The following is a 14465-nucleotide window of genomic DNA, read 5'->3' as shown; positions in this document are numbered from 1 at the left end:
TATTTAAAATTTACAAAATAAATGCTAAAATCAATATTTTATTTTCAAGGAAAAAGATGATTAAAATAGGAATTTATGGCGCTAAAGGACGAATGGGAAAACAGATTGAAGAATGTTTAAAAAGCGAAACACAAGCACGAATTTCGATACTTTATGATAAGGGTGGAAATTTAGGAGAGCTTTTTGAAAAAAGCGATGTGATTATTGATTTTTCTTCCCCAAGTGGAACTCATGAGCTTTTAAATTATGCAAGAACTATGCCTAAACCTTTGGTAATAGGTACAACAGGGCTTGATGAGAAAATTTTACATTTGATGCAAAGTGCTAGTGAAGTGATGCCGATTTTTTATGCGACCAATATGTCTTTAGGTGTTGCGGTTTTAAACTATCTTGCTAGTAAAGCCAGTCAAATGCTAAGAAATTTTGATATAGAAATTTTAGAAATGCATCATCGCCATAAAAAAGATGCCCCAAGTGGTACAGCTATGACTTTAGCTCAAAGTGTAGCAAAAGCTAGAAATTTAGAACTTGAAAAAGTAAGAGTAAGTGGAAGAGATGGCATTATAGGTGAAAGAAGTAAAGATGAGATTGCCGTGATGAGTTTAAGGGGTGGCGATATAGTAGGACACCATACGGTAGGTTTTTACGAAGATGGTGAGTTTTTAGAACTTAATCATACCGCTACTTCAAGGGCGACTTTTGCTAAAGGTGCGATTAAAATCGCTATTTGGCTTAGCAAGCAAGAAGCAAAAATGTATTCAATCAATGATTTTTTAGGAATTTAAAATGTGTGCAGTTGTAGGAGTTATCAATTCAAAAAATGCTAGCACTTATGCGTATTATGCGCTTTTTGCTATGCAACACCGTGGGCAAGAAGCAAGTGGCATTAGTGTGAGTAATGGTAAAAATATTAAGACTATTAAAGCTAAAGGTGAAGTGAGTCAAATTTTTAATCCTGATAATCTAAAAACTTTAGAAGGTGAAATCGCTATAGGGCATAATCGCTATTCTACAGCAGGAAATTCAAGTTTAAATGACGCTCAGCCCATAGCAGCTACTTCGGTTTTAGGTGATATTGCTTTAGCGCATAATGGAAATTTAGTCAATAAAGAAGAGGTAAGATCAAGACTTATTCAAGATGGGGCTATTTTTCAAACCAATATGGATACAGAAAATGTTGTCCATCTTATCGCAAGAAGTAAGCAAGAAAGTCTAAAAGATAGATTTATTGAGAGTTTAAAAGAATGTATAGGAGCTTATTGTTTTGTTTTAGCAAGCAAAGATAAACTTTATGTTGTAAGAGATCCTCATGGGGTGCGTCCTTTGTCTTTAGGGCGTTTAAAAGATGGAGGCTATATAGTTGCTAGTGAAACTTGTGCTTTTGATCTTATAGAGGCTGAATTTATTCGTGATGTTAAACCAGGGGAAATGCTTATTTTTACTCAGGGAAATGATAAATTTGAAAGCATAGAACTTTTTTCTCAAACTCCTAGAATTTGCGCTTTTGAATACATTTATTTTGCTAGACCTGATAGTATAGTAGAAGGCAAAAGCGTGTATGAAGTGCGTAAAAAAATGGGCGAAGCTTTAGCTAAAAAATTTGCTTATAAAGCAGACTTTGTCGTGCCTGTGCCAGATAGTGGAGTAAGTGCAGCTATAGGTTTTGCGCAATATTTACAAATCCCTCTTGAAATGGCAATAGTAAGAAATCATTATGTAGGAAGAACTTTTATAGAACCAACTCAAGAGCTTAGAAATTTAAAAGTAAAATTAAAACTTAATCCTATGCGTAAAGTTTTAGAAGGCAAAGAAATCGTAGTCATTGATGATAGCTTGGTGCGTGGCACTACTTCTAAAAAAATAATTTCTTTGCTTCGTGCTGCAGGAGCGAGCAAAATCCATCTTGCCATAGCTTGTCCTGAGATCAAATTTCCTGATACTTATGGCATAGATACTCCAACTTTTGAAGAACTTATCAGTGCAAATAAAAATGCTGAAGAAGTGCGTGAATATGTAGAAGCTGATACGCTAAGTTTTTTAAGCATAGAAGAGCTAACTCAAAGCATAGGCGATGAAAGGAAATATTCTTTAATCAGTTTTGATGGAGATTATTTTATTAAATAATTTTATTTTAAATTAGGATTAGGCAAAGTTGCACTTGCACTTCCTACATTTATATTTTGAGTTGGTGGCAAAGGAGTATTTGGTGTATCAATTTGACTTAAAAGCTCTAAAGTTTGATTAAATTCGAAGCTTTCTTCAGGATTTTGTCCTAAGAATTTTTGCATAAATTCTTTTTTAGAAATAGCTTCATCAAGTTCTTTATCACTTCCTTTCTGATAAGCACCGATGCGAAGCAATACTTCATTTTCTTTTAAAAGCGAGTTTAAACGCTTAAATTTTCTTGCCCAAAGTTTATGCTCAGGACTTATAATGTCACTCATCACCCTTGAAGCAGAGTTTTGTATATTAATAGGAGGATAAATTCCAAAGTCTGTTAATTCACGGCTTAAAACAATGTGTCCATCTAAGATAGAACGACTTTGATCGGCGATTGGATCGCTCATATCATCACCATCCACTAAAACGGTAAAAAAGGCTGTTATAGTGCCTTTACCTTCTTCTTTACCGGTTCTTTCCATGAGTTGAGGCAAAAGACTTAAAACACTTGGTGGATAACCTTTGGTTGTAGGAGGCTCTCCAAGAGCTAGTCCAATTTCTCTTTGTGCCATAGCAAAACGCGTTACACTATCCATGATAAAAAGTACATCTTTGCCCTGTTCTTTAAAGTATTCTGCCACACTCATTGCGCAAAAAGCACCGTATTTACGCATCAAAGCACTATCATCACTTGTAGCAACAATAATCACTGTATCATCGAGCTTTCCGCCTAAATTTTTTTGTATAAATTCAGGAATTTCACGCCCCCTTTCTCCTATGAGTGCCACTACTTTTATAGGAGCTTTGGAATTTTTAACTATCATTCCCATAAGAGTGGATTTTCCTACCCCACTTCCTGCAAAAATACCAAGTTTTTGTCCTACACCACAAGTTAAAAGCGCGTCTATGGTTTTAACACCCACGGGAAAAACTTCTTCTATAAGCCCTCTTTTCATTGCATCAATAGGTGCACGCATTATAGGCATATATTTGGTTGCTTCTATAGCTCCTTTACCATCTTTTGGACGCATAAAAGGATCTACTACCCTGCCTAAAAGTTCATCGCTAACGCCTATTTGCATACCTGCATCACTTATAAAAGCACGATCGCCTATTTTAAAACCTTCTATAAAAGAAAATGGGCTTAAATAGCTAAATTGTTCTTTGATTTCTACAACCATAGCTAGAGTGTTTAAATTTTCATTTTCATTAGAAACTAACTTCACTATATCTCCAACCCCTGTTTTAAGCCCACGAATTTCTATACTTGTAGCAGAAATTTTTGTAATCTCTCCAAAAATAGCACTTAAATTTTCTTTGCCAAGTTTGGAGCGTAGTTTTTCAAGATTCATTAAAATCTTACCTGTTTAGCAGAGTTTATGAGAGAAAAAAATTCCTCTCTGGTTTTTTCATTTTTTAAGAAAATTCCACGTAAAGCTGAAGTTGTAGTGGTGGAATTAGCTTTTTGCACTCCACGCATTTCAACACACATATGTCTTGCTTCTATGACTACACCCACACCTTTTGCATCGACATTTTCCATTAAAGCTTGTGCGATTTGTTCAGTAAGTTGTTCTTGAATTTGAAGTCTTCTTGCAAACACTTCTACAAGGCGTGGAATTTTGCTTAAACCTACTACTTTTTTATTAGGGATATAGGCTACATGAGCACGCCCAAAAAAAGGCAAAAGATGATGTTCGCAAAGACTGTAAAATTCTATATCACGCACTAAAACCATTTCATTATTAGAACTTTCAAATAAAGCGTCATTTAAAATTTCTTTGACATTTTGCGTATAACCACTAGTAAGAAATTCATAAGCTTTAAAAACACGATTTGGCGTTTTAATAAGCCCTTCACGATTTGGATTTTCTCCTATAATTTCAAGCATGGTTTTAACACAATCTTCAAATTTTTTTTGCACATTTTTCTCCAAAAATATTTTTTATATTTTAATAATAATGTAATATTGCAATTTTATCATAAATTACTTTAAAATTTTATGCAAGTAATAAGGAAAAATTTGCTATCATTGAAGGCAAATTTTATTTTATAAGGAAAAAAACTATGGAAGTAAAGGCAAAGCAACTAGATTCTGTTAATGCGACTGCTAGTGTAAAAATTCCTTCAGGAATGATCAAAAGTGAAGTAGAAAATTTAGCAAAAAAAGCTTCTAAAAGTGTAAAAATGGATGGGTTTAGACCAGGAAAAGTTCCTGTAAGTGCCGTACTTAAAAGATATGAAAGAGAGCTCACTCAAGATGCAGAACAAAATCTTTTTAAATCCGCTGTAAATAGCGCTTTACAAGAACTTAAAAAAGAAAATAAAGAGCTTGTAGGTGAGCCATATTTTGAAAAATTTGATCGTAAAGATGGAGAAATTATTGCTGAATTAATACTTTCTTTTAAACCTGAAATCAAACTTGAGGGTTATGAAAAACTCATCCCTGAATATCAAACTCCAAAAGTAAGTAAAAAAGAAATTGATGAGAAAAAAGATGAGCTTTTAAAGCGTTTTGCTACTCCTGAAGCTATAAAAACAAAAAGAGCTTTAAAAGAAGGTGATTTTGCAAAATTTGATTTTGAAGGTTTTGTAGATGATAAAGCTTTTGAAGGTGGTAAAGCTGAAAATTATGTTTTAGAAATTGGTTCTAAGCAATTTATTCCAGGTTTTGAAGATGGTATGGTGGGAATGAAAATAGGTGAAGAAAAAGATATCAAAGTAACTTTCCCTAAAGAATACGGCGCAGCGCATTTAGCGGGTAAAGATGCAGTATTTAAAGTAAAACTACATGAAATTCAAGAGCTTAAAATTCCAGAACTTGATGATGAAATGCTTAAAAAACTTTTACCAGGAGAAGAAAAAGCTAGTGTTGAAGTTTTAGATGAAAAATTAAAAGAGCAAATCAAAAATGAAAAACTTTTCAAACTTGTAAATGATGAATTAAAAGGCAAATTTGCAGATGCTTTGATTGAAAAATATAATTTTGATTTACCTAAAGGCATAGTAGAACAAGAAACTGATATGCAGATGCGTGCGGCTTTTAATACTTTTAGCGAAAAAGAAATTGAAGAGCTTAAAGCAAGTAAAGAAAAATATCAAGAAAAACGTGATTCTTTTAAAGAAGAAGCACAAAAAAGTGTAAAACTTACTTTTATCATTGATGAACTTGCAAAATTGCGTAAGATTGAAGTAAATGATCAAGAATTGATTCAAGCGATTTATTTTGAAGCATATCGCTATGGTATGAATCCAAAAGAGCATTTAGAAAACTATAAAAAACAAGGAGCTTTGCCTGCTGTGAAAATGGCTTTAATTGAAGAAAAACTTTTTAATGATATTTTTATACCAAAAACAGAAAAATCAGAAAAAGTGAGCAAAAAAGAGAAAGAAGATAAATAATGTTTATTCCTTATGTTATTGAAAAATCTAGTCGTGGTGAAAGAAGTTATGACATTTATTCACGCCTTTTAAAAGATAGAATTATTATGCTAAGTGGTGAAATTCATGATGAACTTGCCGCTTCTATCGTAGCACAACTTCTTTTTTTAGAAGCTGAAGATCCTACAAAAGATATTTATCTTTATATCAATTCTCCAGGTGGTGTAATTACAAGTGGTTTTAGTATTTATGATACTATGAACTATATCAAACCTGATGTTTGTACGATTTGTATAGGACAAGCTGCTTCTATGGGAGCATTTTTGCTTAGTTGTGGCGCAGAAGGAAAACGTTTTGCTTTGCCTAATTCACGTATTATGATTCATCAACCTTTAGGTGGAGCTAGAGGTCAAGCCACAGATATTGAAATTCAAGCCAAAGAAATTTTAAGACTCAAAACTATACTTAATGATATTTTGGCAAAAAATACTAAGCAAAAAGTTGCAAAAATAGCAAAAGATACAGAAAGAGATTTTTTCATGTCAGCACAAGAAGCTAAAGAATATGGGCTGATTGATAAGGTTTTGGAAAAAAGTTTTAAATGATTTCTTTGGAGATCATTTAAAACAAAGGTTTTTTAATGGTTAGAAAAATTATCACCTATCCCAATCCTAGACTTTTTTTAAACTCTGAAATTGTAAATAAATTTGATACAGAACTTCACACCTTGCTTGATGATATGTATGAAACTATGATAGCAAGTAATGGAGTAGGTTTAGCAGCTATTCAAGTGGATATTCCTTTGCGTGTTTTACTTGTAAATATTTTTGATGAAAACGATGAACAAAAAAAAGAAGATTTGCTAGAGATTATCAATCCTGAAATTATTCCTTTAGATGAAGAAATGATTACTTGCACAGAAGGGTGTTTGAGTGTGCCAGATTTTTTTGAAGAAGTGAAACGCTATAATCATATCTTGCTTAAATATCAAGATCGCTTTGGAGAATTTAAAGAACTTGAAGCAAAAGGTTTTTTAGCTGTGGCTATTCAACACGAAAATGATCATTTAAATGGACATTTATTTATAGAAAAAATTTCCTTTGCTAAGCGTCAAAAATTCGATAAAGAATTTAAGAAAAAGAAGAAAAATCATAAAAAAGAGAAATGAAAAAACTAAAGTGCATAAGCTTTCATGAAGGCTTAGACATTATAGAGGTAGAATCCACTTTTACAAGAGGTTTGCCAAATTTAAGCATAGTAGGGCTTGCAAGTACAGCGATTAAGGAAAGTGTCGAACGCATCAAAGCCACACTTTTAAGTTGTGATTTTGCTTTTCCTGCTAAAAAAATCACTATCAATCTTAGTCCTTCAGGCATCCCAAAAAAGGGATCGCATTTTGATTTGGCTATCGCTTTATTAATCCTTTTGCAAAATGAAGAATTAGATGACTTTTTTGTAGTAGGAGAATTAGGACTTGATGGAAGTATTAAAAGCACAAATGAGCTTTTTTCTTTGCTTTTGTTTCTCTCTGCTAAAATTAAAAAAGCTAAGATCGTTGTTCCAAAAAGTATAGCACAAAAAGCTTCCATGATACCAAATTTAGAGGTTTATGGACTTGAAAATTTAAATGAAGCAATAGAGTTTTTTAAAGAAAAAAATTATGAAAATTTTCGCTTTTCTCACAATCATCCTTTATTTGCAAACCCTTTACAAATAGAAAATGAAATTTTTTTACAAAATATGGATTTTAAACTTGATTTTAAAGATATCAAAGGGCAGGAAAAAGCCAAAAGAGCTTGTATGATAGCTGCTTTAGGTATGCATAATATCTTATTTGAAGGAAGTCCAGGAAGTGGTAAAAGCATGTGTGCTAAACGCCTTGTTTATATCATGCCCCCTCAAAGTTTAAGTGAAATTTTAATGCAAAATGCTTATATGTCTTTAGATTCAAAAGATTGTGAATTTACTAAAATTCGTGCTTTTCGTCATCCTCATCATACTTCTACAAGAGCAAGTATTTTTGGCGGAGGAACAAAAAATGCCAGAATTGGAGAAGTAGCACTTGCAAATGGTGGAGTATTGTTTTTTGATGAATTTCCACATTTTAACAAGCAAATCATAGAGAGTTTAAGAGAACCTTTAGAGGATCATAAAATTCATATTTCAAGAGTAAATTCTAAAATCACTTATGAAACAAAATTTAGCTTTATAGCTGCCCAAAATCCTTGTCCTTGTGGAAATTTATTCTCCAAAAATCTTTCTTGTGTTTGTAGTGAAAATGAGATTAAAAAATACAAAAATCACATTTCAGCTCCTATTATGGATAGGATTGATCTTTATGTAGCTATGGATGAGATCAGCAAGGATGATAAAACGAGTATAAGTTCTAAAGAAATGAGTGAAAAAATTTTACAAGCTTTTATTTTTAGTAAAAAACGGGGGCAAAAAGAATTTAATGGGAAATTAAAAGATGAAGATTTAAGTCGTTTTTGTGTATTGGAAAAAGATGCCAAAGATACGCTAGATTTAGCAATTTCACGTTATAATCTTTCTTTGCGATCGCTTAATAAAATTTTAAAAGTTTCAAGAAGTATAGCGGATTTAGAACAAAGTCTTAATATTAGCAAAACCCATATTTTAGAAGCTTTAAGCTTTAGAGCAAGGAATTAAAATGGAAAATAAAAGTATAGCTATCTTTATAGATGCAGAAAATATCCCTGCAAAATACGCTAAAAGTATTTTTGATATCGCTTCAGATTACGGAGAGGTTATCATTAAACGCATTTATGGGGATTGGACTCAAAAAAATATACAAGGTTGGAGAGAGCAAATTGCTGAATATTCTTTAATCGCTATGCAACAATTTAATTTTGCAGCCAACAAAAACTCAAGCGATATGTATTTAATCACTGAAATTATGTCCATATTTTATGAAAAAAATATAGATATTTTTGTTATTGTTTCAAGCGATAGTGATTATACTTCACTCATTCAAAAATTAAGAGAAAATAAAAAACAAGTTATAGGAATGGGGCTTGAAAAGTCTATAAAATCTTATGTAAATGCCTTTAGTGAATTTTTTTATTTAGATAAAGATGAGAGTAAAAAAGAAGATATTTTAAGTAAGGATTATTTAAGAGCTTTAATCAATATCACCGAACAACTTATCGATGAAAAAGGGCGTGCCGAATACGCACAAATCCGTACTAATATGAACCGCAAATACTCGGATTTTCATCCGCAAAATTATGGTTTTAAGAATTTTCGTGCTTTGATCCAGAAATTTTTACCTAAAATGAAAAAATTTGAAGAAGAAAGAGAAAAAAATATATATTTTTTGGTGAAAAAAGATTATGAAAGCTATTATTGATAATATAAAAATTTTAGAACAAAATGCTATAAATAAAGGCTTAGATGAGCTTATTTTAATGGAAAATGCGGGATTAAATTTAGCCAAGCTAATTAAAAAAGAAGCTAAAAAAATTCGCATTCAACGCAAGATTAGAAAAGTAAAAATACTTTTTTTATTAGGCGGGGGTAACAACGCTTCAGATGGCTTGGTGGCTTTAAGAAATTTAAAACACGCTAAAGCTTATAAAATAGGCTTTAAAGAAAATACGCTTTTTAAAAAACAAGAGCAAATTTTACAAAATTATGCTTTTAAATTTTGTAAAAAAGAACCCAATTTTAAAAAATTTCATATTATCATTGATTGTATTTTAGGTACAGGTTCAAATCGTTGTTTAGATGAAAAAACAAGTTTAATTATTCAAAAAGTTAATCAAAGTAAGGCTTTAAAAATAGCTTGTGATATACCTACAAATTTGGGATTTTATCCTTGTTTTAAAGCTGATATTACATTTTGTATGGGAGCTTTAAAGGAAATTTTACTTGAAGATTTTGCTAAGGAATTTGTAGGAAGGATTAAAATAGCCAATTTAGGCATTAGATCTAAGAAATTTTACCCTAATTCTCAAGCTTTTTTGCTTGAAAAAAAAGATTTAAAAACTATAGATAGAAAAATCAACGCCAATAAAGGAAATTTTGGCCATATTTATATAGTTGCCAATGCAAGTGCTGGAACTTTAGCAGGACTTGGAGCCTTAAATTTTGGAGCAGGTCTTGTTTCTTTAGTAGCACAAAAAAGTTTCTCGCCTCTTTTGATGTTAAAAGAAAAAATTGAAAATAATGCAAGTGCTATTGCTTTAGGTATGGGGCTTGAAAATTTGGATTTTCTAAAAGATGAAATTTTGCAAAACACTCCTTTGATCTTGGATGCAAACTGCTTTTTAAGTGAAGCTTTGCTTTGGTATTTAAACAGAAAAGATGTTGTTATAACCCCTCATCCAAAAGAATTTATAAAACTTTATAAAATGTGCTTTGATGAGAATTTAGATATAGAAACATTGCAAAAAAATCGCTTTTTCTATGCTAGAAAATTTTCACAAAATTATGATTGTGTTCTTGTTTTAAAAGGAGCAAATCCTATTATTGTGCAAAAAGAAAAATTATTTGTTGTAAATTTAGGAAATCAAGCCTTAGCTAAAGGTGGGAGTGGAGATGTTTTAAGTGGAATGATTGCTGCACATTTAGGTTTTGGTTTTAGCGCTTTAGAAGCAGCAAAAAATGCTACTTTAGCTCATGGACTTGTTGCAAAAAAATATAAATTTAATAAAAATAGCTTTGACGCTTTAAAACTTATCAAAGGATTAAAATGCTTGTAAAATTAGCTGTACTTTTTAGTGGAAATGGAAGTAATTTAGAAAATATTTTAGAAAAACTTCATAAAAAAACCATAGGGGAAAATACCTATGAAGTAGTACTTTGCATTTGTAATAAAAAAGATGCTTTTGGTGTACAAAGAGCAAAAAAATTTGGTCTTGATACTGTCATTGTTGATCATAAGGCTTATAATACTCGTGAAGAATTTGATACGATTTTGGTACAAAAAATCAAAGAAAGTGGAGCAAATCTTACTGTATTAGCAGGTTTTATGAGAATTTTAAGTCCTGTTTTTACAAAAAATATTAAGGCAATTAACCTTCATCCTTCTTTATTACCCCTTTTTAAAGGAGCACATGCGATTAAAGAAAGTTATGAAAGTGATATGAAAGTAGCTGGTGTGAGTGTGCATTGGGTCAGTGAAGAACTTGATGGTGGAATGATTATAGCTCAAAAAGCTTTTGAAAAAAGAAATTTGAGTTTTGAAGAATTTGAAGAAAAAATTCATAGTCTAGAACATGAAATTTTACCCTTAAGTGTGATTGAAATTTTTTCTTAAAGAATTAAAGGTATTTGCTTTAAAACTATAAAATATCGCTTTAAAAAATTTTAAAATTTTCAAGGAAATTTATGTTTGAATGGATATTTAGTATTGATGCTTGGATTACTTTAGCTACTTTAAGTGCTCTTGAAATTGTACTAGGGATAGATAATATCATTTTTTTAGCTATTTTAGTAAGCAAACTACCCCCTGAACATCGTGATAAAGGACGTATCTTAGGTTTAGCTTTTGCAATGATTACAAGAATTTTACTTCTTTTATCTCTTTTTTGGGTAATGAAACTTGTAACACCTTTGTTTAGTGTATTGGGCAATGAAATTTCAGGAAGAGATCTAGTTCTTTTACTAGGTGGGCTTTTCTTGATTGTAAAGTCTATTAAAGAAATTAAAGAGCAAATTTCTCATCAAGAAGAAAGTCAAAGTCATTTTAAAGCAAGCAATAAACTTTGGATAGTTGTAGCTGAAATTGCTGTGATTGACATAGTGTTTTCGCTTGATAGTGTTATTACCGCAGTAGGAATTGCTCAAGATGTAACCATCATGATTATCGCTGTTATTATCGCAGTAGCTGTGATGCTTTTTGCTTCTAAACCTATAGCAGATTTTGTTGAAAAATATCCAAGCATTAAAATTTTAGCCTTAGCTTTTTTGGTGCTAATAGGCGTAGTTTTAGTTGCTGAAAGTTTTGATATTCATATTGATAAGGCATATATTTATACCGCTATGGCTTTTGCTTTAGTGGTGCAAATTTTAAATATTTTAGATCAAAGAAAGGAAAAAAATGGCTAAAGACGCTAATGGAATAGAACTTAACACAGGTGATAGCGTGAGTGTAATAAAAGATCTTAAGGTTAAAGGTGCAAGTACAACTTTAAAACGTGGAACTACTATAAAAAATATTAAGCTCACTTCTAAAGAAGGTGAAATTGAGGCTAGAGTAGATAAATTTGGCGTTATTGTTTTAAAAACTGAATTTTTAAAGAAAATCTAGGCAAAGAATGTGCGAATCTTACTTGTTTTAAGAGGGAATTATTACGCAGGACAAGAAGAATTTATCAAAAATAATAAACTTCAAAATTATACACTTGATTTAAATGCTTTGCGTCTTTTATCAGGAAGCGTTAAAAATATAGTCAGTGAATATAAAATTTTAAATGTTAAAAATGATGAAGATTTGAGTAAAATTTTACTCAAACTTCTAGAAATGCGTATGCAAAAAGGTGAGTTTAGCATCATAAACGCTTACAACGAAACATTAAAAATTTATAAAGACTTAGCTAAACAATATCGCTATAAAATATATGTTATTGTTTTTGATAGCTCTTTAAAACAATGTCAAGAAAAAAATCTTTTAGAAGCTAAAAAAAATGGATATATCATTCCTTATGCTCTTTTGGAAAAAACTCAAGATTTGCTCAAAAAAAATCCAAAAAAATACCCAATTTTAGACTCAAGAGACTGGAAAAAATGTCTTTACCAAATGCCAAATTTAAGCAAATACAAAAAAATTCATCATATAGGAGATTTACAAGGTTGCTATAGTGTTTTAAAAGAATACATTAAAACAATCAAAGAAGATGAATTTTATATATTTTTGGGAGATTATATCAACAGAGGTATAGAAAATGGCAAAGTAATAAAATTTCTTTTAAAAATTTGCGAAAAAGAAAACGTATGCTTATTAGAAGGAAATCACGAAAGACATCTTATAAAATGGGCTAATGGAGAATTGTCAAATTCCAAAGAATTTAATGAAAATACTTTAAAGGATTTTAGAAAAGAAAAACTTACTCCAAGAGATGCTAGAAAACTCTATCCTCATCTAAAAGAATGTTTATACTACAAATTCCAAAATAAATTCATATTTTGTTCACATGGAGGAGTAAATTTTATACCCTCCAAACCTGAAAAAATAAGTTTTATACCAAGCCATGACTTTATTTATGGTGTAGGTGGATATGAAGACAGTCAAAAAGTAGCAAATCAATTTTGTAATTTCACCTCGGACAATCTTTATCAAATCTTTGGACACAGAAATAAAGAAAAACTTCCTATGAAAATAGCCAAAAGAGTATTTTTATGCGAGGGTAAAATAGATGATGGTGGATATTTACGCGTAGTTACACTAGATGAAAAAGGTTTTGAGTGTATAGAAATTAAAAACCAAATTTACAAAAAGAAATAAGCCTAAAGAGGCTTATTCTTCATCTTTATTTGTTTTTTTAACCACCTTAACACGCTCTATAGAATTCCCATCCATTTTTTTAACTTCATAGTAACAAAGTTCATCTTCAATGCGATCTCCTACCATAGGCAAGCGTCCTAAAAGATTAAATACATAACCACCTATAGTAACTTGTTCTAAATCCTCATCATAGTTTATTACAAGCATTTCTTCAACAGTTTCTATATCGCATCGTCCTTGAAATTCATAGATATTTTCAGCAAGTTTTTTATAGCTGTCTTCTTCATGCTCGCTTTTAATTTCGCCAATAATTTCTTCCATGATATCTTCCATGGTTAAAATTCCAGCAGTTCCACCATACTCATCAACTACTAATGCAGTATGAGAGCGTTCTTTATTCATCATTACAAGTACTTTTGAAATGCTGATATTTTCAGGAACCAAAATCAAAGGTTTAACAAAAGTATCTAAATTTTGACTTTTATGGTTTAATTCATTTTGTATTATATCTCGTATGTGTATCATACCTAAAATAGTATCTTTAGAGCCATCAATATAAGGAAAGCGAGTATGTTTATGCTCACAAATGATTTGCATATTTTCTTCGTAACTTTTTTGTTTATTTAGACAAATCATATCTTTTCTAGGAGTCATAATCTCTTTAGCAACAGTATCTGAAAAATCAACAGCATTGCGTATGATCTCTGTTTCAAATTCATCTAAAACTCCACCTTTTTGACTCTCACTTGCTATGATTTTAATTTCTTCTTCGCTATGAGTTAGCTCGCTTTCTTTAGCAGGTTTTATTCCAAAAAGTTTCAAACTTATAGCTGCTAAAAAATCGAAAATTTTAATACAAGGCAAAAAGAGCATCCAAAACCAATGAAGCGGTCTAGCTATAAATAAAACCGCTTTATCTGCAACTGCAATAGCTATACTTTTTGGCACAAGTTCTCCTAAAACCACATGTAAAAGAGTAATAATGCTAAAAGCAATAATGAAAGCCATAGTATGGATAATAACAGTGCTAAAACCAAGATTAATAAGCGGAATTTCTAGCATTTTTGCAATAGCAGGCTCACCTATCCAACCAAGAGCTAGAGAACTTAAAGTGATTCCTAATTGACAAGCACTAAGATAAGTATCAAGTCTTGAAGTAACCTCCAAAGCTTTCTTGGCACCAGCTTTTTTTTCTTTTACCATCTCTTCAAGCTTGGAACGACGTACTTTAACAATACTAAATTCAGACAAAACAAAAAAACCATTTAAAAACACTAGAGCAAGTGCAACAACAACCATAAGTATAGAATATCCTGCATCAAAAGATGCTGTAGAAGTTTGGTTTAAATCCAAAACCTGACTGGGGTCCAATGAAGCTCCTTAAGAAATAAAATATTATTAAACCTTATTATACACAATTAAAAGTAAATTTAATATTTGAATTTTTTCTTGTATT

The 14465-nt window shown here is 31.0% G+C and carries 15 protein-coding genes; 12 read left to right on the top strand and 3 right to left on the bottom strand.

Going from position 1 to position 14465, the window contains the following annotated elements; translation table 11 throughout:
- Positions 1 to 56: 56 nt before the first annotated feature.
- Both dapB and purF read left to right on the top strand, forming a co-directional pair.
- Positions 57 to 785, top strand: a complete 729-nt coding sequence (dapB, locus tag FBF11_RS00975) for a 4-hydroxy-tetrahydrodipicolinate reductase (protein WP_057096846.1) — start codon at positions 57 to 59, stop codon at positions 783 to 785.
- A 1-nt stretch (position 786) separates the two neighbouring features.
- The gene (gene purF, locus FBF11_RS00970) at positions 787 to 2124 is read left to right on the top strand and encodes an amidophosphoribosyltransferase (protein WP_002851896.1); all 1338 of its coding nucleotides are present in this window, start codon (positions 787 to 789) and stop codon (positions 2122 to 2124) included.
- Between the two features lie 2 nt (positions 2125 to 2126).
- Here the strand turns inward: purF and fliI are convergent, their stop codons facing one another.
- Together fliI and folE are read right to left on the bottom strand one after the other, a co-directional pair.
- Entirely contained in the window at positions 2127 to 3512 is a 1386-nt protein-coding gene (gene fliI / locus FBF11_RS00965; protein ID WP_002851735.1) for a flagellar protein export ATPase FliI, read from the bottom strand.
- On the bottom strand, positions 3512 to 4084 hold the full coding sequence (folE, locus tag FBF11_RS00960) for a GTP cyclohydrolase I FolE (protein WP_002851990.1): 573 nt from the start codon (positions 4082 to 4084) through the stop codon (positions 3512 to 3514). Before folE ends, fliI begins: the two co-directional genes overlap by 1 nt.
- Before the next feature lie 143 nt (positions 4085 to 4227).
- On the opposite strand from folE, the gene tig reads away from it, so the two are divergent.
- From tig to FBF11_RS00910, 10 genes are all read left to right on the top strand, one after another.
- Positions 4228 to 5562 carry a trigger factor gene (gene tig, locus FBF11_RS00955; RefSeq protein WP_002851938.1) on the top strand — a complete coding sequence of 445 codons (1335 nt, stop codon included), beginning with the start codon at positions 4228 to 4230 and terminating at the stop codon, positions 5560 to 5562.
- Positions 5562 to 6146, top strand: a complete 585-nt coding sequence (gene clpP / locus FBF11_RS00950) for an ATP-dependent Clp endopeptidase proteolytic subunit ClpP (RefSeq protein ID WP_002806309.1) — start codon at positions 5562 to 5564, stop codon at positions 6144 to 6146. The genes tig and clpP overlap by 1 nt, the downstream gene beginning before the upstream one ends.
- A 35-nt stretch (positions 6147 to 6181) precedes the next feature.
- Complete coding sequence (def, locus tag FBF11_RS00945) at positions 6182 to 6709, top strand: peptide deformylase (protein WP_002851936.1); 528 nt, start codon at positions 6182 to 6184, stop codon at positions 6707 to 6709.
- Entirely contained in the window at positions 6706 to 8211 is a 1506-nt protein-coding gene (locus FBF11_RS00940) for a YifB family Mg chelatase-like AAA ATPase (RefSeq protein WP_002851902.1), read from the top strand. The genes def and FBF11_RS00940 overlap by 4 nt, the downstream gene beginning before the upstream one ends.
- Before the next feature lies 1 nt (position 8212).
- Positions 8213 to 8911 (top strand): NYN domain-containing protein, encoded by a 699-nt coding sequence (locus tag FBF11_RS00935; protein ID WP_002826913.1) that lies wholly within the window; start codon positions 8213 to 8215, stop codon positions 8909 to 8911.
- Positions 8895 to 10265, top strand: a complete 1371-nt coding sequence (locus FBF11_RS00930; RefSeq protein ID WP_002851837.1) for a bifunctional ADP-dependent NAD(P)H-hydrate dehydratase/NAD(P)H-hydrate epimerase — start codon at positions 8895 to 8897, stop codon at positions 10263 to 10265. The genes FBF11_RS00935 and FBF11_RS00930 overlap by 17 nt, the downstream gene beginning before the upstream one ends.
- Positions 10256 to 10822: a phosphoribosylglycinamide formyltransferase gene (gene purN, locus FBF11_RS00925; protein WP_002851620.1), complete on the top strand. Its 567-nt coding sequence runs from the start codon at positions 10256 to 10258 to the stop codon at positions 10820 to 10822. Before FBF11_RS00930 ends, purN begins: the two co-directional genes overlap by 10 nt.
- A gap of 71 nt (positions 10823 to 10893) precedes the next feature.
- A complete protein-coding gene (locus FBF11_RS00920) occupies positions 10894 to 11613 on the top strand; it encodes a TerC family protein (protein ID WP_002851673.1) in 720 nt (239 codons plus the stop codon).
- Positions 11606 to 11815 (top strand): alkylphosphonate utilization protein, encoded by a 210-nt coding sequence (locus FBF11_RS00915; protein ID WP_002851709.1) that lies wholly within the window; start codon positions 11606 to 11608, stop codon positions 11813 to 11815. Before FBF11_RS00920 ends, FBF11_RS00915 begins: the two co-directional genes overlap by 8 nt.
- Positions 11816 to 11824: 9 nt before the next feature.
- Complete coding sequence (locus FBF11_RS00910; RefSeq protein WP_002851935.1) at positions 11825 to 13009, top strand: metallophosphoesterase; 1185 nt, start codon at positions 11825 to 11827, stop codon at positions 13007 to 13009.
- Positions 13010 to 13021: 12 nt separating this feature from the next.
- On the opposite strand, the gene FBF11_RS00905 is transcribed toward FBF11_RS00910, so the two are convergent.
- The gene (locus FBF11_RS00905) at positions 13022 to 14380 is read right to left on the bottom strand and encodes a hemolysin family protein (RefSeq protein WP_002851723.1); all 1359 of its coding nucleotides are present in this window, start codon (positions 14378 to 14380) and stop codon (positions 13022 to 13024) included.
- Positions 14381 to 14465 lie beyond the last annotated feature (85 nt).

This window comes from Campylobacter sp. CFSAN093224 (assembly GCF_012897395.1).
GTDB lineage: Bacteria > Campylobacterota > Campylobacteria > Campylobacterales > Campylobacteraceae > Campylobacter_D > Campylobacter_D jejuni.
Note: the sequence above shows the minus strand (reverse complement) of the source record. Positions and strands in the feature narration are given on the sequence as shown.